Source organism: Pseudomonas sp. AMR01 (genome assembly GCF_041946035.1).
Taxonomy (GTDB): domain Bacteria; phylum Pseudomonadota; class Gammaproteobacteria; order Pseudomonadales; family Pseudomonadaceae; genus Aquipseudomonas; species Aquipseudomonas antarctica_B.
The window spans coordinates 122,847-147,954 of the sequence record NZ_JAUTYR010000004.1; the positions used below are offsets into that span (position 1 = coordinate 122,847).

At 61.6% G+C, this 25,108-nt stretch carries 23 protein-coding genes and 1 tRNA gene; 13 read left to right on the forward strand and 11 right to left on the reverse strand.

All coding sequences use genetic code 11. The annotated features are described in order from the left end of the window. Positions 1–55 precede the first annotated feature (55 nt). Positions 56–229, reverse strand: coding sequence for a DUF3094 family protein (locus tag Q7C20_RS05715; RefSeq protein WP_375066163.1), 174 nt, complete (start codon positions 227–229; stop codon positions 56–58). A gap of 89 nt (positions 230–318) precedes the next feature. Continuing rightward, positions 319–948 (reverse strand): DUF1780 domain-containing protein, encoded by a 630-nt coding sequence (locus Q7C20_RS05720; protein ID WP_306491567.1) that lies wholly within the window; start codon positions 946–948, stop codon positions 319–321. Positions 949–1,050: 102 nt separating this feature from the next. On the opposite strand from Q7C20_RS05720, the gene Q7C20_RS05725 reads away from it, so the two are divergent. From Q7C20_RS05725 to Q7C20_RS05735, 3 genes are all read left to right on the forward strand, one after another. Further along, positions 1,051–1,518 (forward strand): FAD/FMN-containing dehydrogenase, encoded by a 468-nt coding sequence (locus tag Q7C20_RS05725; protein WP_375066169.1) that lies wholly within the window; start codon positions 1,051–1,053, stop codon positions 1,516–1,518. After that, a complete protein-coding gene (locus Q7C20_RS05730) occupies positions 1,515–2,204 on the forward strand; it encodes an energy-coupling factor ABC transporter permease (RefSeq protein WP_375066171.1) in 690 nt (229 codons plus the stop codon). The genes Q7C20_RS05725 and Q7C20_RS05730 overlap by 4 nt, the downstream gene beginning before the upstream one ends. A 70-nt stretch (positions 2,205–2,274) precedes the next feature. Then, the gene (locus Q7C20_RS05735; RefSeq protein ID WP_003171680.1) at positions 2,275–2,490 is read left to right on the forward strand and encodes a hypothetical protein; all 216 of its coding nucleotides are present in this window, start codon (positions 2,275–2,277) and stop codon (positions 2,488–2,490) included. On the opposite strand, the gene yacG is transcribed toward Q7C20_RS05735, so the two are convergent. The 4 genes from yacG to Q7C20_RS05755 are packed head-to-tail and all read right to left on the reverse strand — an operon-like array spanning position 2,487 to position 5,375. After that, complete coding sequence (gene yacG / locus Q7C20_RS05740) at positions 2,487–2,687, reverse strand: DNA gyrase inhibitor YacG (RefSeq protein ID WP_348055500.1); 201 nt, start codon at positions 2,685–2,687, stop codon at positions 2,487–2,489. The two genes, Q7C20_RS05735 and yacG, sit on opposite strands and share 4 nt — an antisense overlap. Next, positions 2,684–3,307 (reverse strand): dephospho-CoA kinase, encoded by a 624-nt coding sequence (gene coaE, locus Q7C20_RS05745; protein ID WP_375066178.1) that lies wholly within the window; start codon positions 3,305–3,307, stop codon positions 2,684–2,686. The genes yacG and coaE overlap by 4 nt, the downstream gene beginning before the upstream one ends. Then, positions 3,304–4,170, reverse strand: a complete 867-nt coding sequence (locus Q7C20_RS05750) for a prepilin peptidase (protein WP_375066180.1) — start codon at positions 4,168–4,170, stop codon at positions 3,304–3,306. Before Q7C20_RS05750 ends, coaE begins: the two co-directional genes overlap by 4 nt. Then, entirely contained in the window at positions 4,167–5,375 is a 1,209-nt protein-coding gene (locus Q7C20_RS05755) for a type II secretion system F family protein (RefSeq protein ID WP_375066182.1), read from the reverse strand. Before Q7C20_RS05755 ends, Q7C20_RS05750 begins: the two co-directional genes overlap by 4 nt. 202 nt (positions 5,376–5,577) lie before the next feature. Here Q7C20_RS05755 and Q7C20_RS05760 point away from each other — a divergent pair, with 202 nt between their 5' ends. The 3 genes from Q7C20_RS05760 to Q7C20_RS05770 all read left to right on the forward strand — a co-directional run bounded on the left by Q7C20_RS05760 (position 5,578) and on the right by Q7C20_RS05770 (position 6,814). Further along, positions 5,578–5,991, forward strand: coding sequence for a pilin (locus tag Q7C20_RS05760; RefSeq protein ID WP_375066184.1), 414 nt, complete (start codon positions 5,578–5,580; stop codon positions 5,989–5,991). 64 nt (positions 5,992–6,055) lie between these two features. After that, positions 6,056–6,128, forward strand: a tRNA-Thr gene (locus tag Q7C20_RS05765). 164 nt (positions 6,129–6,292) lie between these two features. Then, entirely contained in the window at positions 6,293–6,814 is a 522-nt protein-coding gene (locus Q7C20_RS05770) for a DUF6388 family protein (RefSeq protein ID WP_348055506.1), read from the forward strand. 42 nt (positions 6,815–6,856) lie between these two features. Here Q7C20_RS05770 and nadC read toward each other — a convergent pair whose 3' ends face one another. After that, on the reverse strand, positions 6,857–7,705 hold the full coding sequence (gene nadC, locus Q7C20_RS05775; protein WP_375066187.1) for a carboxylating nicotinate-nucleotide diphosphorylase: 849 nt from the start codon (positions 7,703–7,705) through the stop codon (positions 6,857–6,859). A 245-nt stretch (positions 7,706–7,950) separates the two neighbouring features. Between nadC and Q7C20_RS05780 the strand changes: the two genes are divergently transcribed. From Q7C20_RS05780 to ampE, 3 genes are all read left to right on the forward strand, one after another. After that, positions 7,951–10,107: a DUF1631 domain-containing protein gene (locus tag Q7C20_RS05780; protein ID WP_375066189.1), complete on the forward strand. Its 2,157-nt coding sequence runs from the start codon at positions 7,951–7,953 to the stop codon at positions 10,105–10,107. 61 nt (positions 10,108–10,168) lie between these two features. Further along, positions 10,169–10,732: a 1,6-anhydro-N-acetylmuramyl-L-alanine amidase AmpD gene (ampD, locus tag Q7C20_RS05785; protein WP_375066191.1), complete on the forward strand. Its 564-nt coding sequence runs from the start codon at positions 10,169–10,171 to the stop codon at positions 10,730–10,732. Beyond that, a complete protein-coding gene (ampE, locus tag Q7C20_RS05790; protein WP_375066193.1) occupies positions 10,729–11,565 on the forward strand; it encodes a regulatory signaling modulator protein AmpE in 837 nt (278 codons plus the stop codon). Before ampD ends, ampE begins: the two co-directional genes overlap by 4 nt. A 55-nt stretch (positions 11,566–11,620) precedes the next feature. Here ampE and Q7C20_RS05795 read toward each other — a convergent pair whose 3' ends face one another. Together Q7C20_RS05795 and cra are read right to left on the reverse strand one after the other, a co-directional pair. After that, complete coding sequence (locus Q7C20_RS05795) at positions 11,621–12,397, reverse strand: TatD family hydrolase (RefSeq protein ID WP_348055516.1); 777 nt, start codon at positions 12,395–12,397, stop codon at positions 11,621–11,623. 1 nt (position 12,398) lies between these two features. Then, positions 12,399–13,394, reverse strand: coding sequence for a catabolite repressor/activator (gene cra, locus Q7C20_RS05800; protein ID WP_375066195.1), 996 nt, complete (start codon positions 13,392–13,394; stop codon positions 12,399–12,401). A 294-nt stretch (positions 13,395–13,688) separates the two neighbouring features. On the opposite strand from cra, the gene ptsP reads away from it, so the two are divergent. The 4 genes from ptsP (at position 13,689) to Q7C20_RS05820 (ending at position 20,908) form a co-directional block, all read left to right on the forward strand. Further along, entirely contained in the window at positions 13,689–16,547 is a 2,859-nt protein-coding gene (ptsP, locus tag Q7C20_RS05805; RefSeq protein WP_375066197.1) for a phosphoenolpyruvate--protein phosphotransferase, read from the forward strand. Beyond that, complete coding sequence (pfkB, locus tag Q7C20_RS05810; protein WP_375066199.1) at positions 16,548–17,468, forward strand: 1-phosphofructokinase; 921 nt, start codon at positions 16,548–16,550, stop codon at positions 17,466–17,468. 11 nt (positions 17,469–17,479) lie between these two features. Beyond that, positions 17,480–19,198 carry a PTS fructose-like transporter subunit IIB gene (locus tag Q7C20_RS05815; RefSeq protein ID WP_375066201.1) on the forward strand — a complete coding sequence of 573 codons (1,719 nt, stop codon included), beginning with the start codon at positions 17,480–17,482 and terminating at the stop codon, positions 19,196–19,198. Between the two features lie 168 nt (positions 19,199–19,366). After that, positions 19,367–20,908 (forward strand): alkaline phosphatase D family protein, encoded by a 1,542-nt coding sequence (locus Q7C20_RS05820; RefSeq protein ID WP_375066203.1) that lies wholly within the window; start codon positions 19,367–19,369, stop codon positions 20,906–20,908. 133 nt (positions 20,909–21,041) lie between these two features. Here Q7C20_RS05820 and Q7C20_RS05825 read toward each other — a convergent pair whose 3' ends face one another. Together Q7C20_RS05825 and Q7C20_RS05830 are read right to left on the reverse strand one after the other, a co-directional pair. Beyond that, complete coding sequence (locus tag Q7C20_RS05825; RefSeq protein WP_375066205.1) at positions 21,042–23,567, reverse strand: PepSY domain-containing protein; 2,526 nt, start codon at positions 23,565–23,567, stop codon at positions 21,042–21,044. Between the two features lie 324 nt (positions 23,568–23,891). Further along, positions 23,892–25,055 carry a type III PLP-dependent enzyme gene (locus Q7C20_RS05830; protein ID WP_375066207.1) on the reverse strand — a complete coding sequence of 388 codons (1,164 nt, stop codon included), beginning with the start codon at positions 25,053–25,055 and terminating at the stop codon, positions 23,892–23,894. Positions 25,056–25,108: the final 53 nt, after the last annotated feature.

Genomic DNA, 25,108 nt, shown 5'->3' on the forward strand with positions numbered 1-25,108 from the left:
TATCTCGCAAGGCTAAAAGAAATCGGAGCAGTTACCCCCGCGAGCGCCAGGCAGCTCATAGCGTCAGGTAACTCAAGAGGCGGCTCAGCAAACCGAGGCCGATCACCACAACAAGCACCACACCAAGGAGCAGCCACGGCCTGAAAGGCTTGCGCTCGACTCGGTTCTGGGAGAGTTGCAGGTACTCTTCGACATGCTGTTGGTCATCGGGTTTCAGGCGGCTGGTCATAAAAGCCTCGTCAGGTAGACGTTGCAAAAGGGCGCCACGTTACAGTCAGGAGATTGGCGGCATCGCCACAAGCGTAGCCTGTGCCCGCATCACAGGCTGATGCCCACGTCGAACACTATGCTGCGGCCCAAATTGTTGCGCAAGAAGTCCGGCGCGTCGGGGTGCGCGAACAACACGCGGGCAAAGGTCGGGCCCACCAATGACAGTGAGCGCCAGCCCTGACGCAGGTATTCGGTGGGCGGCGGGAAGTGGCTGTTGAGGTCGAGCACTTCGCGCTTGAGACTGGTAAAGGCGATGAGGTCCAACTCGCCCAGGTCTATCCCGCGTTCCTTGTAGTTGTGCGCCTTCTTGCGCAAGGTCGGTGCCAGGCGCAGCAGGAACTCATGCGCCGGAATGCGCCGCGGCTTGGCTTCGCGCCGCACCAATTGACTCAGGGAAAACGCGCTGCGTCGGCGCAGCAGTTCGTCGCGCCATTCGTCGTTCAGACGCCGGCCCTCATCCAGCACGAAAAACACCTCGAAACTGGCGTCGCGAAACAGCACGTCCGGCGGCTCTTGGCCGGCGGCGTGAAACTCTTCGGCACGGTAGGGCACATTCAAGCCTTGCAACAGGCGCTGGCAGACCCAACGCTCACGCTCCCATTTGCGGGCATTGGACAGGAAAGCGTTGGCTTGCTCGGCCGCTACGGTGAGCAGGCGCAGGTAGTCTGAGTCATCCATAAGCGCAGCTTAGCGTTCAAATGATGACCACAGGAAGTCTTGCTTTAAAACGGCGGTGTAGACTGGCCATTCAACCGCTATCCCGAGCGAAAGGAGCGTGCAGTGAAGTATTTTGTGGTGCTGTTACTGAGTCTGTTGCCGCTGTGGGCACAAGCCATTGAAGTGGGTGACCGCGTGGCGCCGTGGACGTTGCTCGACCAGTTCGACCAGCCATACACCCTCAACGACCAGGCGCAGATTCTGCTGGTGGCGCGCAGCATGGATGCCGCCAAGCTGGTAGACGCGGCGCTGCAAGGCCAGCCCAAGGGCTATCTGGATGCGCGCCACGCAGTGTTTCTCGCCGATATCCAGCGCATGCCGCGCCTGATCGCCAAGCTCTTCGCGGTGCCGGCCATGCAGGCTTACAACTATCGAGTGATGCTGGACCGTGACGCGCGCATCGCCCCGCGTTACCCGGCGCCTGCGGATAGCGTGCTGTGGTTGCAGTTGGACAACGGCAAATTGATCGCTCAACACGTCTACAGTTCGGCCGCCGAACTGCGCCAGGCGCTGGAGCAGGTGAAGCTGTGATCAGCGCCGCCGTGCTGGCGCCACAAACCCTCGGCATCGGTTGGCTGCTGTATGCGCCGGTGGTGATGTGGGCGATCCTGCGCTCGCCCTGGGTCGAGTTGTTCGCCGACCGGCGGCGTCAGCATTTGCTGTTCGGCACGGTGTTCGCGCTGTTTATGTTGTGGTTGGTGCGGCGGGATTTCGATACGGGGGTCTCCTACCACTTTATCGGCATGACCGCCGTTACCCTGTTGCTCGACTGGCCCCTGGCAATCGTCGGCGGTCTCGCCGCGCAAGTGGGCTTGGTGTTGCTGGGCCGCCAGGATCTGGCCGCCGTGGGCGTGAACGGCCTGCTGCTGATCGCGCTGCCGGTATTGGTCACCGAGACCTGTGCGCTGCTGGTTGAGAGGGCGCAGCCGCGCAACCCCTTTGTGTATATTTTCTGCTCCGGCTTTTTCGCCGCCGCACTGTCGGCGCTGCTCTGCCTGTCGGTCGGGTTGGGGCTGTTGTGGTTCGATGGCCGTTTCGCGATGCCCGAGTGGCTGGAAGACTTTGTTGGCTACCTGTGGCTGATCATATTCCCCGAAGCTTTTATCAACGGCATGATCATCAGTGCATTGGTGGTGTTTAGCCCGCAATGGCTGGAGACCTTCAACCGCACGCGTTACCTCTCGGCGCCGTGGAAGGATGACGATCCACAGCATTGATCCAGATCAAATCCCGGACCGCCCGGCAGGCCCATGCTCCGCCAAACTTTTAAGCGTGAGAGCAAGAATCATGAGTGTGTATGAGTGGGCACGGCAGGAGTTGCGCAGAAGCCAGGACGCGGCACAGGAAATCGGCTTTGACCCAGGCTTGACCCTGCGCGCGATGCTCAGTGCGGTGGTGCAGCAGAGCAAGGGTGTGCGCAGTTTTGAAGACCTGGCCGACGAGCTGCAATACCTTGCAGAGAACCTCGACGACCAGCAGGAATACGCTTTTATGCGGCCTTAGTGGCGCGGCTGCAAGTCTTCGGAAAACAGTTCGTCTTCGGCATCCGGAGCCACGGGAATTTTGTGTTCCTCGGCTGCCCAGGCGCCCAGGTCGATGAGTTTGCAACGGTCCGAGCAGAACGGCCGGGTGTGGTTGGCGGCTTTCCATTCCACGGGGGCACCGCAGGTTGGGCAGTCGACGGTCAAGGGTTGGCTCATGATCGGCCTCCACGCAAAGTAAGGTAAAAGTGGTGCAGTCGCTCGACCTCGCTGTGCAGCCAGGCGAGGTCCTTGTCATTGACCAGCACGTCATCGGCATGGTTCAGGCGCTCTTCGCGGCTGGACTGAGCCTTGAGAATGGCCTGCACCTGGTGCTCGCTGATGCCGTCGCGCTGCAGGGTACGCTGAATCTGCAACGCTTGCGGCACGTCAATCACCAGAATGCGTTGGGTCATGCTGGACTGGCCGGATTCGATCAACAGCGGCGACACCAGAATCGCGTAAGGCGAGCGGGCGCGTGCCAAGTGGCTGCGAATTTCCTCGCCAATCAACGGGTGCAGCAAGGCTTCCAGCCAGCGGCGCTCTTCAGGCACTTCAAAGATCAGCTTGCGCAACGCTGCGCGATCCAACTGGCCGTCGGACTGCAACACGCCGTCACCGAAATGTTCGGCAATGCGCGCAAGGGCCGGCCGGCCGGGTTCTACCACCCAGCGGGCGGCATGATCGGCGTCGACCAGGTCAACGCCCAAGTCGATAAAGTGCCTGGCGGCCGCGCTTTTACCGCTGCCAATGCCGCCGGTGAGGCCGAGAATCCAGGGTGTTGCAACAGAAGTGGTCATCTGAAACCGACAGACTGCAAATAGAAGTCGGTTATTTGACCACCCCAGAGCAATGCAATCCAGCCGGCAATCGCCAGGCACGGACCAAATGGCATCGGCGCCGACACCCGAGACCTGCGCAGGCGAATCAGAACGAGCCCGGCAACTAAACCCAGCAGCGAGGCCATCAGCAGCGTCATTGGCAGAATCTGCCAACCGCCCCAGGCACCGAGCAGGGCCAATAACTTGAAGTCGCCATGGCCCATGCCGTCCTTGCCGGTGGCCAGCTTGAACAGCCAAAACACCGTCCACAGGCTCATATAGCCAATGGCTGCGCCCCACACCGCATCGGGCAGCGTCGCCAATAGACCCAAGCTGTTGCTGATCAACCCCAGCCATAGCAGCGGCAGCACCAGCACATCGGGCAGCAGTTGATGATCCACGTCAATCAGGCTCATCCCCAGCAAGCCCCAACTCAGTAGCATCACCGCGCCCGCTTCCCAGCCAAAGCCGAAGTGCCAGGCCACCACCGCCGAAATCAGTGCACAGGCCAGTTCGGTGAAGGGGTAGCGGGCGCTGATAGGTTCACGACACTGCGCGCAGCGCCCCCTGAGCATCACGTAGCTGAGCAGCGGAATATTTTCCCAGGGGCGAATCGGCTGGCTGCAGTGCGGGCAACAGGAATTGGGCTGTGCAAGGTTGTAAGTGGGGCCGACGGGATCTGCCGGTAAACCCAGGACTTCCTGAGCCTGGGCGCGCCATTCCCGCTCAAGCATCTTCGGCAGGCGCCACACCAGCACGTTCAGGAAGCTGCCAATGATCAGGCCCAACACGAGCGCGATGCCCAAAAACAACCACGGTTGTTCACTCAGCAGCAGGCTCAAAATGCCGTACCCAGCTGGAAGACCGGCAGGTACATGGCGATCACCAACGCGCCGACCATGGCGCCCAACACCACCATGATCAGTGGCTCCATCAGGCTTGTAAGGGTGTCGACCAGGTGTTCCACGTCGGCCTCGTAGTGGTTAGCTACCTTTTCCAGCATGTGGTCCAGGGTGCCCGATTCTTCACCAATCGCCGTCATCTGAATGGCCATGCCGGGAAACAGCCCGCTGCCCGCCATGGATTGATGCAATTGCATACCTGTGGATACATCGTGACGCATATGTTCGATCGCCTGTTTGAACACGCCATTGCCCGCCGCGCCTGCCACGGAGTCCAGAGCCTGGACCAACGGCACACCCGCAGCGAACGTCGTCGAGAGGGTACGGGCATAGCGTGCAACAGCAGTTTTTTTCAACAGTGTGCCTGCCAGGGGCATTTTCAACAAACCCACGTCCATCAGGAGACGTAAACCCTGGGAGCGTTGACAGGCCTGCCGAAACCCCAGCCATCCGCCGCCCAAACCCAGTACCAGCAGCCACCAAGCGCGCTGCAGGAATTCGGACAAGGCGATGACACTCAGCGTGAAGCCCGGCAACTCGCCGTCGACTCCGGCAAACAGGTGCTGGAATTGCGGCACCACATGGATCAGCAGCACCGAGCTGACCAGGCACGCCACCGCGATGACGGCGAGGGGGTAGGTCATGGCTTTCTTGATGCGTGCCTTGAGCTGCTGGCTTTTTTCCAGATGAACCGCCACCCGTTCCAGCAAGGTTTCCAGTGCCCCGGCTTGCTCGCCTGCAGCAATCAGGTTGCAATACAAGTCATCGAAGTGCCGCGGATGTTTGCGCAGTGCGGCCGACAGGTTATTGCCGCTGGCGATCTGCTGTTTCAAGCCGTTTACCAATTCACGCATCAGGCGGTGGTCCACGCCTTCGCGGATGATATCGAAGGCTTGCAGCAACGGTATGCCCGCGCGCAGCAATGTCGCCAGTTGGCGCGTGAACAGCGCGATATCGCCGGGTTTGATCGGCGGCGCGAAGCTTGGCAGGCGGGGGGATTTCTTGCGCACGCGGCCGGGGCAGATCCCTTGCTGGCGCAACTGAACCTTGATCAGCGTAAGGCTACGCCCAGCGGTTTGGCCGCACACCCTGCGGCCTTTGCGGTTGACGCCTTCCCAGGCGTAGATCGTTGAAGCGTCATTCATGTCACATGCCTGCCCAGCGTTGGTGGAAGATTTACAGCTTAGTCAGCAGACGCATTTGGGCGGGCGGCTGGCGCAGGATAAAATGTCAGATTGTGCGTCTTGGGCGCGATTGGCCCTTCGCGGATGAGTACACTGGCGCCGCTGCAAATTGCGGGGCGCAGGACGCGCCCTGTCACGGTTTTATTTCTGGAGAGTGAATGTGATGCGTCAGAAAGGTTTTACCTTGATCGAGTTATTGATCGTCGTGGCAATCATCGGCATTTTGGCCACCATCGGTCTGCCCATGTACACCAAGCACCAGGCCAAGGCCAAGTTCACGGCAGGGCTGGCTGAAATTTCGGCATTGAAGGCCGGTTACGAGGACACGATCAACAGTGGCACAGTGCCGACTCTTGGCTTGATCGGCGGCATCAGCCCCACGGCTAACTGCAAGATCGACGTGACCGGAGATGTCGCCAGCGGCGTAGGCTCCATCAGCTGTGAAATCCTTGATGCACCGGCGCCCGTGCTCGGCAAGACCATCACGTTGACGCGGGGTGCCACCACCGGCTGGAAGTGCGCCACCACCGCCGAGGCGCAATACGTTGCCAAGGGCTGCGGCACCGACGGCGCCTAAACGCTGCCGGGCGGTAGGCGAGTTAGTTGCCGCGTGCCCAATGCGGTGCTAGCTTTAGCCCACCGCCCGTGTAGCTCAGCCGGTAGAGCAGCGCACTCGTAACGCGAAGGTCGCAGGTTCGATTCCTGTCTCGGGCAAAAGGGCAACACTGGTTAAAAGAAAGGCTACAAAGGCAACGTTTTCAGATGATCCCAGAATGGTTCTGAAGGCCAGACGAGCCGGTATTCATGCCCGCTCTTACGTATCTGCGCAACCTTGATGACCCAGATGCATCCCCATTCCTAGATCTAAGAGAACAAACATGACCACGACTGAAAAGGTCCAGGACGCTCGGCACGAAGAAGCCCTCAACAAATACCTCGAGGAATCGCCGCAGCTTAAAGACGAGATCAAGGGCCTGAGCGCTGAGGAACAGCGCGATCAGGTCCAGTGGGCATTTGAGGATGAGGCCGATAGCCAAGGTTTGGAGCCTTGGGAGTTGACCCTCAAGTACACCTCGACTCCGGAAGAGTTCGAAGCCGCGCGGTTGGTCTTGCACAAAGAGGCGGCTGAAGAACTCGCCCTCGAGAAATACCTCGAGGAGTCACCGCAGCTGAGAGACGAGATCAAAGACCTGAGCGCTGATGATCAACGCGATCAGATCCAGTGGGCATTCGAGGACGAGGCCGAGAGCCAGGGCTTGCAGCCTTGGGAGTTGACCCTCAAGTACACCTCGACTCCGGAAGAGTTCGAAGCTGCGCGGTTGGACTTGCACAAAGAGGCCGCTGAGGTACTGGGTGTTGAGTGGAATGAGTACTGCGAGATGAATAATCTGGTGGTTTGAAACGCCATTGAAGGAGCCGGCAAACCGGCTCCTTCACACCCTTCAGAGACTCAGCCGCATCGACAGGTCCACCGCCTTCACATCCTTGGTCATGGCGCCGATGGAAATGTAGTCCACACCGGTTTGGGCGATGGGCAGCAGCGTGGTTTCGTTAATCCCGCCGCTGGCTTCCAGCTTGGCCTTGCCTGCGTTCAGGCGCACCGCTTCGCGCATGTCATCGGCGCTTAGCTCGTCGAGCATGATGATATCGGCGCCCGCCGCCAGCGCCTCGCGCAATTCCTCCAGACTTTCCACTTCGATTTCAACCGGCTTTCCCGGGGCTATCCTGTGGGCGGCCGCAATCGCCTGGGCGATGCCGCCACACGCTGCGATATGGTTTTCCTTGATCAGGAACGCGTCATACAAACCGATGCGATGGTTGTGGCACCCGCCGCAGGTCACGGCGTACTTCTGGGCAAGGCGCAGGCCCGGCAAAGTTTTGCGGGTGTCCAGCAGTTTGACCTGGGTACCGGCAACCACATCCGCCAAGTACCGGGCGCGGGTCGCTACGCCTGACAGCAATTGCAGAAAATTCAGTGCGCAACGTTCACCACTGAGCAGCGAGCGCGCCGGGCCTTCGAGGTGAAACAGCGCCTGGTTGGGGCTGACGCGCTCACCGTCGGCCACTTGCCAATGCACCGCGACCCGAGGGTCGAGCTGGCGGAACACTGCGTCCACCCAGGCTGAACCGGCGATAACAGCTTCATCGCGGGTGATGATCGTGGCCTTGGCCAGCCGTTCGGCCGGGATCAACTGTGCAGTGATGTCGCCGCTGCCGATGTCTTCCAGCAGTGCGCGGCGCACGTTGGCTTCGATTTCGGCGGTGAGGTCGGCAAGACGGAGATTCGGCATAACAGGCTCCACAAACAAAGTGCATCGATTATAGGGGCAGCGCGCCGCTGAACCCAGACTCGCCACTCATTTACCGCGCGATGGCAGAGTTTGCTGGCGCAACGGCCTGCATTTGCAAGATAATCTTGCGCCTTGCAATTGGCGTCATAGCTTTGACGTCCAGGTGATAACCGGATATTCGCAGTGCCCTCTGGGGCCTGCTGCCGCTGTTCCCCGAACTGACACCGCCGTTTAAGGAGGCCAGGATGCACTTTGACGCAAAGGTGGTGCCAATCGACAAGGCGCAGACCACGCCATCGCCGCTCGCGCGCCTGCCGGTGGTGCTGCTGCAGGTACGCGACAAGGCAGCCCAACAGCTGCAACAGGGTTTGCAGGAGCTGTTCGATAACGCCGATGACACCCTGTTCGAAATGGCCGACAAGGCCCGCAGTAACGTTGATCATCATATTTTCTTTGAAGCCATGCGCGACTTGCGCCTCAAGCGCAAGAATTTCGAGCGCGTGTTCATGGAGCAACTGTTCGCCTCGTTCGCCAACCTGGGCCTGTCCGGGCGGGGTGAGTTGCACCTGTTGCCGGTGGTGTCTTACGACGCCAGGCCCGGTACGTCAGGTGATGACCTGGAAAAAGCGGTGGCTCTGGAGGCCATGCTCGGCCGGGTGCGCCATCGGGATGGCCTGGCGCTGGGGCAACTTACCGCGCGTTTGAGCGCGGTGCTCGGCAAGCCGCTGGATGAGCGCGATAACCCGTTGGGACCGGCGCTGCTGTGCGAGTTCTTTTTGCGAGCAGGACGCAGCCTGGGTGTGGAAATCCGCGTCAAGCTGATCATCCTCAAGCTGTTTGAAAAGTACGTGCTCAGTGACGCGGACCAACTGTTTGGCGAGGCCAACAGGTTGCTGGTGGCCGTCGGAGTTTTGCCTGAACTCAAAGCCGTGCCGTCGCGTCGCCCGGGCGGGCGTGCGGCCCGTGAGCAACAGCGAGAAGGCAGCCTGGCAGACGTCGACCCTCCGCTGGATGAAAATGGCCTTGAAGCCTTCGCCGCCATGCAGAAACTCTTGGCTGGCGTGCGCGGCAGCGTCGCGCCTACCCTTGAGGCCAGCGCTGAACCGCACCCGATTGCCAGCCGCGACCTGCTGCGCCTGCTCTCTCATTTGCAGCAATACGTGCCGGAACCTGAAGCCGAAGACGATGCTGACCTGCGCAACCAGCTTGAACAGCTGTTGACCCGGGTGAGCGTCAAGAGCGGCAAGTCGCGCGTGGTCGAGGACGCCGACGAGGATGTGATTAACCTGGTCGCCCTGCTGTTCGAATTCATCCTCAATGACCGCAGCGTGCCGGACGCCTTCAAGGCGTTGCTTGGCCGCTTGCAGATCCCGTTGCTGAAAGTGGCGGTGCTGGATAAAAGTTTTTTCAGCCGCCCCAGCCATCCGGCGCGGCGATTGCTCAATGAAATAGCCGCCTCTGTGATCGGCTGGAGCCCGCACGATGGCTATCAGCGCGACAGCCTGTACCAGCGTATCGAGCAGGTGGTGCAGCGCTTGCTCAATGAATTCGTCGAAGATCAGGCAATTTTTACCCAGTTACTGACGCAGTTCGCCGCGTTTGCCACGGATGAACAGCGCCGCAGCGTCATGCTTGAGCGGCACACGCATGAGGCCGAAGAGGGCCGCGTGCGCACTGAAGCGGCCCGGCAACGGGTGGACGACGTGCTCAACCGGCGACTACTCGGCAAGGTATTGCCCCGGGCCGTGGTGCAATTTGTGCAGCAGGCCTGGAGCCAGGTGTTGCTGTTGGCCAGCCTCAAGCACGGCGAACAGTCAGTGCAATGGCAGGCAGGGCTGCGCACCCTCGACGAATTGATCTGGAGCGTGGGCCTGCAAAAAGACACCGAGGCCGGGCGGCACTTGCTGGAGCAATTGCCCGGGCTGCTCAAGTCATTGCGCGACGGCCTGACCGGCGCGGCCTTTGATCCCTTCAGTACGCGTGATTTTTTTGTGCGGTTGCAGGCCATGCATGCTCATTCACTGGAAGGCGAGGGCGTCGATGCGTTAATCGAGGTGCGCGAGCCCTTCGTCTTGCAGCGTGGCTCGCCGGAACCCATCGATAGTTTGCCGGGTGATGACCCTGACCTGCTAAAGGCTTACCAGATGCGCATTGGTGGCTGGTTTGAATTCCACTTGCACGAAACAACCACCGTGCGCTGCAAGCTGACGGCGATCATGGCGCCAGCCAATACCTATATTTTTGTCAGCCGTACCGGGCTCAAGGTGATGGATAAAAGTGCCACCCAGTTGGCGATGTTATTCAAGCGTGGCACGCTCCACACTCTGGACGATGGCCTACTGTTTGAGCGTGCGCTGGCGGCTGTACTGGGCGACCTGCGCCAACTCAATCGCGGCAAGTGATCGCAACCGCAGGGCTGAACGCGGCATACTGGTCACACCTCGTCTCATTCAAGGAACCTGTATGCAGTTGGACCCCGCCAGCGGTTGGTGCCAGGGCATCTCTCATTGCCCTTCGCCCAACTTCAACGAGCGCCCCGCAGGCGAAATCTCACTGTTGGTGGTGCACAACATCAGCCTGCCCCCGGCGCAGTTCGCCACGGGCAAGGTGCAGGAATTTTTCCAGAATCGCCTGGATGTCACGGAGCATCCATACTTTGAAGGGATCGCTGCCCTACGGGTGTCTGCGCATTTTCTGATTGAGCGCGACGGTAAGGTCACGCAGTTTGTGTCGTGCCTGGACCGTGCCTGGCATGCCGGCGTTTCCAGCTTTGAGGGGCGTGAAGTCTGCAATGATTTTTCCCTGGGAATCGAGCTGGAAGGCACAGACGAACTGCCCTTTACCGATGCCCAATATGCGTCACTGATCGACCTGACGCGGCAACTGCTGGCGGCCTACCCGGGCATTACCCGCCAGCGCATTTGTGGTCACAGTGACATCGCTCCGGGGCGCAAGACCGACCCGGGCCCGGCTTTTGATTGGACGCGCTTTCGCAGCGCTTTGCAGGATGGAGGACACGCACGATGAGTTTCCTGGTGTTGGTGCTGGCAGTGTGGATCGAGAAATTCTCGGCCTTGCGCCAGCGGTTGCAGCGCGACGGCGGATGGTTGCGCGAACTGGCCAAAATGGAATCAAGCCCGCGCATGGGCCAACAACCCTGGCTGATTCTGGTGGTACTGGTGCTGTTGCCGGTGGCGTTGCTGGCCTTGCTGCTGTTGGTGCTGGAACCGGTGGCTTATGGCCTGTTGGCGCTGCCGGTGCACTTGCTGGTGGTGATTTACAGCCTGGGGCGAGGCGACCTGCTGGCCGGGCTCGGCCCGTTTCGTGATGCGTGGCGGCGCGGTGATTTGCAAGCCGCGGAACATGTGGCTGAGCGCGACCTGAATATTTCGGCCGACAGCGGCGAGCAATTGCTGGAGCGCGTTCAGGGCCACCTGCTATGGCAGGCCTATCAAAGCTTTTTCGCGGTTATTTTCTGGTATTTCCTGCTCGGCCCGGTGGCGGCTTTGGCTTATCGCCTGCTGGCACTGGCCAGTGAACACGGCCAGAACCCGCTGGTGGCTGAGCGCGCCGGGCAACTGCGCCATGCATTCGACTGGTTGCCGGTTCGCCTGCTGGCGGCGAGTTTTGCCTTGGTTGGCAACTTTGTCGCGGTAGGCCGGGTGATGCTGCATGAGCTGCTGAGCTGGGACATCACTGCCGCACAGCTGGTGGAAAAAGTCGGCCTGGTGGCCGCTGAAATTCCACCGCCGGTGGTCGGCGCTGACGGCGTCAACAGCCTGGATCGCCTGTGGGAACTGCTGCTGCGCGCGGCGGTGCTTTGGTATGCCGGTTTTGCTATCTGGACCGTATTGCCCTAACTCACAAAGCGGACGCGGGCGGGTGTGGGAGCGGGCGACGCAAGTGATAGCACCGTTACCACTTGAACACTTCGCAAGCGTTGCGGGTGCTCGTCTCGGCGAGCAGGGAAGGGCTGATGCGCATGTGAGCCGCCAGGGCCATGCAGATGTCCGGCAGGTGTTGCGGGCTGTTGCGCTGGCCGGGGTGCATGGCGGGCGCCATGTCCGGTGAGTCGGTTTCCAGCACCACGGCCTCAAGCGGCAACCTGGCGAGCACTTTGTGCATGCGCAGTGCCTGGGGCCAGGTGGCCGCGCCGCCCAGGCCCAGTTTGAAGCCGAGCCGGATGTACTCGCGGGCCTCCTCGAAGCTGCCCGCGAAGGCGTGGATGATGCCGCCGCGTGGCAAGCGAATACGCTTGAGCGTGGCGATCACCGCCGCGTGGCTGCGCCGCACGTGCAGCAGGGCCGGCAGTTGGAAGTCCACCGCCAGTTTCAGTTGCGCTTCAAACAGGTGTTGCTGGCGTTCGCGGTCCAGGTGTTCGAGGAAGTAATCCAGGCCGATCTCGCCGACCGCGCAGAGTTGCCGCTGACCGTGCAGGCGCGTCAGCCATTCGCCCAACTCGGTCAGGTCGGCAGGGCGATGCTCATCGAGGTAGACCGGGTGCAGGCCGAAGGCGGCGAATAATCCTTCATCCTGCTGCACCAGATCCCACAGCCGTTGCCAATTCTGCTGATACACCCCCAGCACGACCATGCGCGACACCCCGAGTTGGCGGCTGCTGGCGAGAACGTCCCGGCGGTCGTTATCGAAGTCCGGGAAGTCCAGGTGAGTGTGGGTGTCAATCAGCTCCACGTTACGCCTCGTGAATGCGCCGCTTGAAGGTCCGGCCAATCGCGTGCACACCGGGTTGGTAGTGTTCTTCCTCGATGGCCGCCAGCGCCAGGCGCAGGGCCGTGTCGGCGATCAGTTGATGTTGCTGGGCCATGGCGTTGACGGGCAGCGGCAGAAAGTCCAGCAACTGGGTATCGCCGAACGTGCCCAGGCGCAGCGGCCGTGACTTGAGCGGGAAGTCATGCAGTGCGTCAAACACGCCTTGCAGCAGCACGTAGGAGGTGGTCACCAACGCGTCAGGCAAATGCCCAAGTTGCTGAAGAAGTTGTTCCATCAGCTGTCGGCCACAATCACGGCTGAAGGCTTCGCCGTGTTCGACGATCACGTCACCGGCGAACCCTTGCAGCGCTTCGTGGAACCCGGCAGCACGCTCCTGGCTGATGCTCAGCTCGGGCCGCGCACCGATCAGCACGATCTGTTTGGGCTCAGGCGCCAACAGGCTCTCGGTCAGTTGCTGGCAGGCTTGGCGGTCGTCGCTGACCACCGAGCAGAACTGGCCCGGCTCCATCACCCGGTCGATGGCAATCACCGGCAAGCCCTTGTCTTGCAGCTCGCGGTAACTGTCATCGCTGGCCGGCAGGCAACTGGCGACGAACAGCGCATCGCAGCGCCGGGCGCGGAACAGTTTGAGCAATTGGCGCTCGCTGTCGGCCTCGTCATCGGAGCTGGCGATCAGTAACTGATAACCTCGCGCCCGCGCCCCTTGCTCCAGCAGCTTGGCGATGCGTGCGTAACTGGGGTTTTCCAGGTCCGGCAGGATGAAACCCAAGGTGCGCGTATGCCGACTGCGCAGCCCGGCCGCCTGGGGGTTGGGGGTAAAACCATGGGCCTCGACCACAGCACGCACCCGCTCGACGGTCGCGCTACTGATGCGTTGCTGTTCGGCCTTACCATTGATGACATAGCTTGCGGTGGTAACGGACACACCGGCCAGACGTGCAATATCACTGAGTTTCAAACCGGGATTTCCTTGTTTTTTAGAGCTTGCCCCGACACTTTGTCCAATCGTAACCGATTACTGCAGATGACCCATGCTTGAGCTCAAGTGCCGAGTGGCCCTTCTAGCTTGCGCAATTAACGCGTAACCTGCCATAAATTATAGATTAAACGTTTCAGCAGGCGTATTTTTAAGATGTTCGTCTCCGAGTGGCTACTGCCAATTGACCGCTCGGTCAGATACTTTTGAACACCTTTGCGCTGATTTATTCAAAACAATACCTAGTGCGCCCATCGCACTAACTAGGAGAACGGCATGCTTGAGCTCACTGTAGAGCAGATTTCCATGGGCCAGGTGGCTGTGGATAAATCTGCTGCCTTGCACCTGCTCGCTGACACACTGGTGGCCGATGGTTTGGTTGCCGAGGGTTATCTCAGTGGCTTGCAGGCCCGTGAAGCCCAGGGCTCGACCTTTCTTGGCCAAGGCATCGCCATTCCCCATGGCACGCCTGAAACCCGCGATCAGGTATTTTCCACCGGCGTGCGCCTGTTGCAGTTCCCCGAAGGGGTGGACTGGGGTGACGGCCAGATCGTCTACCTGGCGATTGGTATTGCGGCCAAATCCGATGAACACCTGCGTTTACTGCAACTGCTGACCCGCGCCCTCGGTGAAACCGATTTGGGCCAGGCACTGCGCCGTGCAGGGTCCGCCGAAGCCTTGCTGAAATTGCTGCAAGGCGCGCCGCAGGAGCTGGCGCTGGATGCGCAGATGATCGGCCTCGGCGTGTCTGCCGACGATTTTGAAGAGCTGGTATGGCGAGGTGCGCGCCTGCTGCGTCAGGCTGATTGTGTGAGCAATGGTTTCGCCGCGGTGTTGCAGCAAGTCGACGCGCTGCCTCTGGGTGATGGCCTGTGGTGGTTGCACAGTGAACAGACGGTCAAGCGCCCTGGCCTTGCGTTCGTAACGCCGGACAAACCGATGCGTTACCTCGGCCAGCCGCTTAACGGCCTGTTCTGCCTGGCCAGCCTGGGGGAAGCCCATCAGACATTACTGGAACGCCTGTGTGCCTTGCTGATTGAAGGGCGCGGCCAGGAATTGGGGCGTGCCACCAGCAGCCGCGCTGTATTGGAAGTGCTTGGCGGCGAACTGCCCGCCGACTGGCCAAGCGCGCGCATTACCCTGGCCAACGCCCATGGCCTGCATGCGCGCCCGGCAAAGATCCTCGCGCAATTGGCAAAAAGTTTTGACGGCGACATTCGCCTGCGCATCGTCGACGGCCCGGTGGGTGCCGTGTCGGTGAAAAGCCTGAGCAAGTTGCTGAGCCTGGGCGCACGTCGCGGCCAGGTGCTGGAATTTGTAGCCGAGCCGACGATTGCGAGCGATGCGCTGCCTGCGTTGCTCGCGGCCGTCGAAGCAGGCCTGGGTGAAGACGTCGAGCCGCTGCCGACCGTCAGCGCCCAACCCGCAGCGCTGGATATCGAGCCCGTGGTCAGCGCCCCGGCGGCTGGCAGCCAGATTCAGGCGATTGCCGCCGCGCCCGGCATCGCCATCGGCCCTGCGCATATCCAGGTTCAACAGGTGTTCGACTACCCCGTGCGCGGCGAGTCCGCGGCCGCCGAGCGTCAACGCCTGCAGACGGCGTTGGCCGATGTGCGCCGTGACATTCAGGGCCTGATCGAGCGCAGCACGTCCAAAGCCATTCGCGAGATTTTCATCACGCACCAGGAAATGCTCGACGACCCGGAACTCACCGACGAAGTCGACACTCGCCTCAAGCAAGGCGAAAGCGCCGAAGCCGCGTGGATGAGCGTGATTGAGGCGGCCGCAAAACAACAAGAGTCGTTGCAGGACGCCTTGCTTGCCGAGCGCGCCGCCGACCTGCGTGACATTGGCCGCCGTGTGCTGGCGCAGCTCTGCGGCGTCGAAACCGCCCAAGAGCCGAGCGAACCCTACATTTTGGTGATGGACGAAGTTGGCCCCTCGGACGTCGCGCGACTCGACCCGGCGCGCGTCGCCGGCATCCTCACCGCCCGAGGCGGCGCCACGGCCCACAGCGCCATCGTCGCCCGAGCCCTCGGTATTCCGGCGCTGGTCGGCGCGGGCGCAGCGGTTTTGCTGCTGGCATCCGGCACGTCGTTGCTACTCGACGGCCAGCGCGGCCGCCTGCATGTGTCGCCCGACGCGGCCACCCTGCAACGCGCCACCGTTGAGCGCGACACCCGCGAACAACGCCTGCAAGCCGCCTCGGCCCAGCGCCATGAACCCGCGCTGACCCGTGACGGCCACGCCGTGGAAGTGTTTGCCAACATTGGCGAAAGCGCAGGCGTGGCAAGTGCGGTGGAGCAGGGCGCCGAAGGTATCGGCCTGCTGCGTACCGAACTGATTTTCATGGCCCACCCGCAAGCGCCGGATGAAGCCACCCAGGAAGCCGAATACCGCCGCGTGCTCGACGGCCTCGACGGTCGCCCGCTGGTGGTGCGTACGCTGGATGTGGGCGGCGATAAGCCGTTGCCGTACTGGCCGATTGCGCAGGAAGAAAACCCCTTCCTCGGCGTACGCGGTATTCGCCTCACCTTGCAGCGCCCACAGATCATGGAAGCGCAATTGCGCGCGCTGCTTCGCTCGGCGGATAACCGGCCGCTGCGCATCATGTTCCCCATGGTCGGCAGCGTCGATGAGTGGCGTGCGGCCCGCGATATGACCGAGCGCCTGCGCCTGGAAATCCCGGTGGCGGACTTGCAGTTGGGGATCATGATCGAAGTGCCGTCCGCCGCATTGCTCGCGCCGGTACTCGCCAAGGAAGTCGACTTTTTCAGCGTCGGCACCAACGACCTGACCCAGTACACCCTGGCCATCGACCGTGGCCACCCGACGCTGTCGGCCCAGGCCGATGGCCTGCACCCGGCGGTGTTGCAACTGATCGACATCACCGTGCGCGCCGCCCATGCCCATGGCAAATGGGTGGGCGTGTGCGGCGAACTGGCGGCAGACCCGCTGGCGGTGCCGGTGCTGATTGGCCTGGGTGTGGATGAGTTGAGCGTGTCGGCCCGCAGCATTCCTGAAGTGAAGGCGCGGGTGCGTGAATTCAGTCTGAGCGAGGCCCAGGGCCTGGCGCAAAAAGCACTCGCGGTGGGTTCGCCCGCCGAAGTGCGTGCCTTAGTGGAGGCCGTGTAAATGGCGCACATTTTATGCCTGACGCTGAACCCGGCGTTGGACCTGACAGTACGCCTGGAGCGTCTGGAACCGGGTGAAGTCAACCGCAGCCAAACCGTGCTGACCCATGCCGCAGGCAAAGGTGTGAATGTGGCGCAGGTGCTGGCTGACCTGGGTCATGACGTGAGCGTGGGCGGTTTTCTCGGTGCGGCCAACCCCCAGGCGTTCGATGCGCTGATCGCCAGCCGTGGGTTCGGCGATTCGTTCATACGTGTGCCGGGCGAAACCCGCAGCAATATCAAGATTGCCGAACAGGACGGCCGGGTCACCGATATCAATGCGCCGGGGCCGCTGGTGAGCGAACAGGCGCAGCAAAAGCTGATCAAACTGCTCGCGGTGGTCGGCCCTGAATTTGACGCAGTAGTGGTTGCCGGCAGCTTGCCGCGCGGCGTCAGCCCGCAGTGGTTTCAAGGGTTGCTGGAGCAGTTGAAAAGTCTCGGTTTGAAAATCGCCCTCGACACCAGTGGCGAAGCGCTGCGCGCCGGTTTGCAGGCTGGCCCGTGGATGGTCAAACCGAATACGGAAGAGCTGGCCGACGCCTTGGGTAACGCGCCTGATGCGGTCAGCCAGTTGCACCGGCAAGGTGTGGAACATGTGGTGGTCTCCGATGGCGCCGCGGGGGTGAGCTGGTACAGCCCGGGCACGGCGCTGCATGCCACGCCGCCCAAGGTTGTGGTTGCCAGCACCGTAGGCGCGGGCGACTCACTGCTGGCCGGCATGCTCCACGGCTTGCTCAGTGGCGATACGCCCGAGCACACCTTGCGCCGTGCCACGGCAATCGCCGCGATGGCGGTCACCCAGATCGGTTTCGGTATCAGCGATGACGCGCAGTTGGCGCATCTCGAAAGCGGCGTCCATGTGCGCGCGCTGACAGAACAATAAGAGGGTTTGTGATGAAGTTAGCCATTGTTACCGCCTGCCCGAACGGCATGGTCACCAGTGTGCTGTGCGCCCGCTTGCTGGACGCCGCCGCGCAACGCCAGGGCTGGAGCACCAGCGTTGAAGTGGTCGACGTGCAGCGCCCTGAACGCCAGTTGTCCCAGGCCACACTCGACGACGCCGAATGGGTGTTGCTGGTCAGCAGCACGCCGGTTGAAATGCAGCGCTTTGTCGGCAAACGCGTGTTCCAGAGCACACCGGCCCAAGCGCTGGCGGATGTTGAGGCGGTGCTGCGTCGCGGTGCCCAAGAGGCTCAGGTGTATGTCGCCAGCGAAGCCCCGGCGGTTGCGAAGAATGCGCCGCGTATCGTCGCCATTACTGCGTGCCCAACAGGTGTGGCGCACACCTTCATGGCCGCCGAAGCCTTGCAGCAAACCGCCAAACGCCTGGGCTACGACTTGCAAGTCGAGACCCAGGGTTCGGTGGGCGCACGCACGCCGTTGAGTCCCCAGGCCATTGCCGATGCTGACGTGGTGTTGTTGGCCGCCGATATCGAAGTCGCCACCGAGCGCTTCGCCGGCAAAAAGATCTACCGCTGCGGCACCGGCATTGCGCTGAAGCAATCTGAAGCAACGCTTAACAAGGCCCTGGCCGAAGGCGCGGTGGAAAGCGCCGGCAGCGGTGCGGTGGCGAAAAAGGAAAAAACCGGCGTCTACAAACACCTGCTCACCGGCGTGTCGTTCATGTTGCCGATGGTGGTGGCGGGCGGTTTGTTGATCGCCTTGTCGTTTGTGTTCGGCATTCATGCCTTTGAAGAAAAGGGCACCCTGGCGGCAGCACTCAAGACGGTCGGCGATCAGGCGTTCATGCTGATGGTGCCTCTGCTTGCGGGCTACATCGCGTATTCGATTGCCGACCGGCCTGGCATCGCGCCCGGCATGATCGGCGGCTTGCTCGCGGGTACGTTGGGCGCGGGTTTCATCGGCGGCATTTTCGCCGGTTTCCTCGCCGGTTACTGCGTCAAGCTGATCACCCGCGCGGTGAAGTTGCCGCAAAGCCTGGAGGCGCTCAAGCCGATTCTGATCATCCCGCTGCTGGCGAGTTTGTTCACTGGCCTGGCGATGATCTACCTGGTTGGCCCGCCAGTGGCGCGGCTGCTCACCGGTCTGACGGATTTTCTCAGCACCATGGGCACCACCAATGCGGTGCTGCTGGGGATCTTGTTGGGCGGCATGATGTGCGTGGATTTGGGCGGGCCGATCAACAAGGCGGCGTACGCGTTTTCCGTCGGTTTGCTGGCGGCGTCCAGCGGTGCGCCGATGGCGGCGACCATGGCTGCCGGGATGGTGCCGCCAATCGGCATGGGCATCGCCACGTTCCTGGCCCGACGCAAGTTTGCCCAGACCGAACGCGAAGCCGGCAAGGCCGCAATGATTCTCGGCCTGTGCTTTATCTCTGAAGGCGCTATCCCGTTTGCCGCCAAAGACCCGCTGCGGGTGATCCCGGCCAGCATCGCCGGTGGCGCGTTGACCGGTGCACTGTCGATGTACTTTGGCTGCAAACTCGCGGCGCCCCACGGTGGGTTGTTTGTGCTGATCATCCCGAATGCGATGAACCATGCGCTGCTGTATTTGCTGGCGATTGTGGCTGGTAGCCTGTTAACCGGCTTGGTGTATGCGCTGATCAAGCGTCCCGAAGCACTCGAATTGGCAGTCACGCCCGCCCAGGCCTGACATTCAAAATGTGGGAGCTGGCTTGCCTGCGATGCAGTCACCTCGGTGTATCAGTTACACCTTGTTGATGCCATCGCAGGCAAGCCAGCTCCCACATGAGGTCCATGTCACATGGGCTTCATCCGCCCGTGTTTAAGTTTCTCTTTTGACGCTCAAGAGGGAACCTGCATGAGCCACTTCGATCTCGGCCGTCGCCGTGTGATCCAGGCCGTCGGCGCCGGTCTGTTGCTGCCCGGCCTGGCGCCGGCGGTGATTGCTTCGGTGAAGGACCGCCCGCAACTCACCGACGGCGTGCAGTCCGGCGACCTGCTCGGCGACCGCGCGATGATCTGGAGCCGCAGCGACCGCCCCGCGCGCATGGTGGTGGAGTGGGACACCCGTAGTGTGTTCAGCAACCCGCGCAAATTCATCTCACCGCTCGCCGACAACCGCACCGACTTTACCGCCCGCGTCGAACTCACCGGGCTGCCCGCCGACCAGGCGATTTTCTACCGCGTGCACTTCGAAGACGCCCAGACCGGCGTCGCCAGCGAGCCGTGGTTCGGCCACCTGCGCAGCGTGCCGCAGCAACGCCGAGACATTCGTTTTGTGTGGAGCGGCGACACCGTGGGCCAGGGCTTCGGCATCAACCCGGACATCGGCGGCATGCGCATCTACGAAGCGATGCGCCTGCGCTTGCCGGACTTCTTTATCCACAGCGGCGACACCATTTATGCCGACGGGCCGGTGCCCGCGCAGCTTACCGTCGAGGGTGGGCGCATCTGGCGCAACATCACCACCCAGGCCAAAAGCAAAGTGGCCGAAACGCTCGATGAATATCGCGGTAATTATCGCTACAACTTGCTCGATGAAAACGTGCGCCGCTTTAACGCTGAAGTGCCGCAGATTTGGCAGTGGGACGACCACGAAGTGGTCAACAATTGGTCGCCGAGCAAGCAGCTTGATGAGCGTTACCAGACCAAAGACATCAACACATTGGTCGGCCGCGCGCGGCAGGCCTGGCTGGAATATTCACCGATGCGCCGGCAGGCCGCCGACAGTGGCGGGCGGATTTATCGCAAGCTCAGTTATGGCCCGTTGCTGGATGTGTTCGTGTTGGACATGCGCAGCTATCGCGGGCCTAACGATGACAATCTGGGCGGCGAAAAACCCTTCATGGGCCGTGAGCAACTGGACTGGCTCAAGCGCGAACTCAAGGCCTCACAGGCCCAGTGGAAGGTGGTCGCTGCCGACATGCCAATCGGCCTTGGCGTGCCTGACGGCGAGGTGAGCCCGGGCGTGCCGCGCTGGGAGGCGATCGCCAATGGTGACCCTGGCCCGGCGCAGGGGCGCGAGCTTGAAATCGCCGAACTGCTGGGCTTTTTGCGCGCCCAGAACGTGCGCAACCACGTGTGGCTGACGGCGGATGTGCATTATTGCGCGGCGCATCACTATCACCCGGACCGTGCGGCGTTTCAGGATTTTGAGCCGTTTTGGGAGTTTGTGGCGGGGCCGTTGAATGCGGGGAGTTTTGGGCCGAATCCTTTGGATAAGACGTTTGGGCCGCAGGTGGTTTTTCAAAAGGCGCCCGAGGTGCAGAACAGTTCGCCGTTTGCCGGGTTTCAGTTTTTTGGCGAAGTGCAGATTGATGGGCAGACAGCGGAGCTGACGGTGGTATTGCGCGATCTGGATGGGGTGTCAGTGTTCGAGCAAAAACTGCAGCCCGTCTGACTTGGAATGCAATTAAAACTGTGGGAGCGGGCTTGCTCGCGAATGCGGTGGTTCAGTCATGTATTCGGTGACTGATACTCCGCATTCGCGAGCAAGCCCGCTCCCACATGGGGCCTTCAGTGACTACAAAATCTCAGTACACATCCCGGCGATAGCGGCCTTGCTCGATCAAGCGCTCCACCGCTTCGCTGCCGAGAATGTCGTGCAGCGCCTTGTCCACGCCCGTCGCCATCCCTTGCAAACTCCCGCAGACATAAATCGCCGCGCCGTCCGCCAGCCATTTACGCAGCACATCGGCGGACTCTCGCAGGCGGTCCTGCACGTAGATTTTCTCTGCCTGATCCCGGGAAAACGCCAGGTCCAGCAGGGCCAGGTCGCCACTGGTCAGCCAACCTTGCAGCTCGTCCTGGCACAGGTAGTCGTGGGCGATAGTGCGCTCGCCGAACAACAGCCAATTGCGCTGCTGGCCCTCAGCAATGCGCGCTTTGAGCAAGCTGCGCAGGCCGGCGAGGCCGGTGCCGTTGCCGAGCAGAATCAGCGGCACCGGCGCTTGCGGCAGGTGAAAGCCGCTGTTGCGGCGCAGGCGCAGGCTGATGCCGGAGCCGAGGGCCGCGTGTTCCGTCAGCCAGCCGGAGCCAAGGCCCAGGCTGCCGTCGGGGTGACGTTCCTGGCGCACGATCAGTTCCAGCACGCCGTCGCTGGCAATCGAGGCGATGGAGTATTCGCGCATGCCCACCGGTACCAGTGCATTCACCAGCGCCTGGGCGTGCAAACCGACCAGGTGCGTGCGGTTGTCCGGCAATTGGCGGGTAGCCAGGGCCTGGTTCAGGGTGTGCGGCAGGTCGTCGACAGACACGCCCTCACTGCCGTCCAGGCCCAGGCCGGCAAGGAAATGCTCGATTGCAGCGGTGCAGTTACGCGGCAGCACTTCCACCAGATCGCCCGCCAGCCAGCTGTGCGGCGAGGGCGGTGTTAGGCCGAGCAGATAGACGCTTGCACCGACGCTGCCTCGGTTGAGCAGGGTGCGCTGGCTCAGGGTCCAGTTTTCGTATTGGGCGGTTTGCCAGGCGGCAGCCGGTGCCTGACCGGTGAGTTGGCCGAGGTGCTGTTGCCAGGTGTGCAAGGCTTCGGCGTCGCCGCTGTCGACTTCCACCGGAGCGAACAGCGCGTTGGCGCCTTGATCGGTCAGCCAGAAATGCAGGCGCCGGGCAAAGCCGCAGAAGTGTTCGTACTGGCGATCACCCAGGGCCAATACCGAGTAGTTCAGGCCCTTGAGTGAAAGGTCTTTGCCCAGCACGCTGCGTTCAAAACCACGGGCGCTGTCGGGGGCTTCGCCGTCGCCGAACGTACTGACCACGAACAGCGCGTTTTCCGACTGGCTCAGGTCACTCTGGCTGACGCTGCCCAGTGGCTGCACCTTCACTGGCAGCCCGGCGGCCTGCAGTTGCCCGGCAGTCTGCCACGCCAGTTGCTCGGCGAAACCGCTCTGGCTGGCGAAGCCGATCAGCCACGCGGGCGCATGGCTGCTGTTGGCGCCGAGGCCTTGGCGCGCATCGCGCACCTGGCGTTTTTTGCGGCGACGGTCCAGGTACAACAGCCAGCCGGTGATAAAGAACAGCGGCATCATCAACGAGCTGACGGTGAGGATGATCCGGCCCGGCAGGCCGAAATAACTGCCGGTGTGCAGGGCGTAAATGCTGGTGAGCAGCTGGGACTTGAAGGTCTTGCTCGCATACCGATCCTGAAAGTTGACCTCGCCGGTGACCGGGTCGAGGTTGATCTGGTTCAGCGCTCGATCGTGGGGCGAGGACTTGAGCAGGTAATACACCATGGCCGGCTGCCCGGCGACGGCCGGCATACGGATGTTGTAAGCACTCAGTTCGGGACCGGCGTTGCTGTAGATGCTGCTCCAGATAGCATCGTAGTTGGCCACCGGCGCAGGGCCTTCGGGGGCGGGGCCACGTTTACGCGCGCGCTCGTTTTGCGGGGCGTCGGACATCAGTTTGTTCAGGCCCTGGCTGTACCAGTCGTAGGACCAGTACAGGCCGGTCAGTGCCGAGAACAGGTAAAACAACAGGCACCAGGTGCCGAATACCGAGTGCAGGTCCCAGTTGAAGCTGCGGCCTTTTTTGCGCCAGTCCAGCGTCAGCCAGGCGCGCCAGCTCGCCGCCTGGCGCGGCCAGCGCAGGTACAGGCCGCTCAGGCAGAAAAACACCAGAATCAGTGTGCAGGCGCCGGTGATGTTGCGCCCCACATCGCCCATCACCAGAAAGCGGTGAAACTGCAGGATAAAACCGAAGACGTCCTGGCCGACAGCGTCCCCCATGTAGTCGCCGGTGTAGGGATCGAAGTAGCGCATCTGGCCACGACGTTCGCCGGGCGGGGCGGTGAAGAATACGCGCGCAGCGTTGCCGCTCTCGCTTTCCACCCAGAGCATGGACACGGTCTCGCCTTCGGTGGCCTCCAGCTTGCGCACCAGTTCGGCAGGCGGCAGCGCGCCGGCTTCGCGCTTGTGCACGCTCAGTACGGTGGGGTTGAGCGCCCGCAGGATTTCATCCTGAAACGAGACCGTAGCCCCGGTGATCCCCATCAACGCCAGCACCAGCCCGGCAGTAATGCCGAGGAACCAGTGCAACTGGAACAGGGTTTTCTTCAACACGTCGGACCGCCTCGCTCAGCTGGATAAATACGTCACGGCGCGCATTATGCCGTGGGTTAACGAGAAATATTCTTTTCTACACGCAAAAGCCCCGCGCAACCGATGCGTGGGGCTTTTGGATGAACGTTGACCGCCTTTGGAAGTGCAAACTGGTGGTCAACAGCGCCGTGGAACCGGCGGCCTGATTGGCGAAGTGGGTCGAGAAGGCTTTTTGGCGACTGCCGCATTGCGTGAGCTATCGGGGCGTTAGCCAGCGCGCAGATGCAAAGTGGACGCCCATAAAAAAACCCATGACATGTCATGGGTTTTTTGTGCGCGGCGTTCTTACACGTAGTAAGACTTCAACGGCGGAAAGCCATTGAATTCAACCGCGCTGTAGCTGGTGGTGTACGCACCGGTCGACAACCAGTACATGCGGTCGCCAATCGCCAGGTTCAGCGGCAGGCCGTATTTGTAGTTCTCGTACATGATGTCGGCGCTGTCGCAGGTTGGGCCGGCGATGACCACTTCTTCCATTTCGCCTTTCTTCTCGGTCCAGATCGGGAACTTGATGGCTTCGTCCATGGTTTCGATCAGGCCGGAGAATTTGCCCACATCCGTGTACACCCAACGCTCGACGGCGGTGCGGGATTTGCGCGCGACCAATACCACTTCACTGACCAGGATGCCGGCGTTGGCGATCAACGAACGGCCCGGCTCCAGGATGATTTCCGGCAGGTCGTCGCCGAAATCTTCCTTGAGGAAGCGGATGATTTCTTCGGCGTAGGTTTCCAGGCTGTTGGTGCGGGTGATGTAGTTGGCCGGGAAGCCGCCGCCCATGTTGATCAGCTTCAGTTCAATGCCGTCTTCTGCCTTGAGGCGCTCGAAGATCACTTTGACCTTGGCGATCGCTGCGTCCCACACGCTGATGTCGCGCTGTTGCGAACCCACGTGGAAGGAGATGCCGTACGGCACCAGGCCCAGGTCGCGGGCAAGGATCAGCAGGTCCATGGCCATGTCGGTCTGGCAACCGAATTTGCGCGACAACGGCCAGTCAGCGGTGGTCGAGCCTTCGGTGAGGATACGCACATAGACCTTCGAGCCCGGAGCGGCCTTGGCGATGTTGCGCAGGTCGGCTTCGGAATCGGTGGAGAACAGGCGCACGCCTTTCTCAAAGAAGTAGCGGATGTCCTTGGATTTCTTGATGGTGTTGCCGTAGCTGATACGGTCGGCGCTGACGCCGCGGTCCATGACTTTGTCCAGCTCGTAGATCGAGGCGATGTCGAAGCTCGAACCCTTGTCTTTCAACAGGTCGATGATCTCGACGGCAGGGTTGGCCTTGACCGCGTAATAGACTTTGGCGAATTCGAAACCTGCGCGCAGGTCATCGTAGGCCTGGCTGATCATCGCGGTGTCGATCACCACGAACGGGGTTTCTTGCTTGTCGGCGAACGCCTTCATTTTGTCAAAGGTGGCGCGCGCGAAATAATCTTCGACGTTGATCGACATGCTGGGAACTCCTAAGGGCAAACTAGATTGATCAATGGGTGCAAATGAACGTC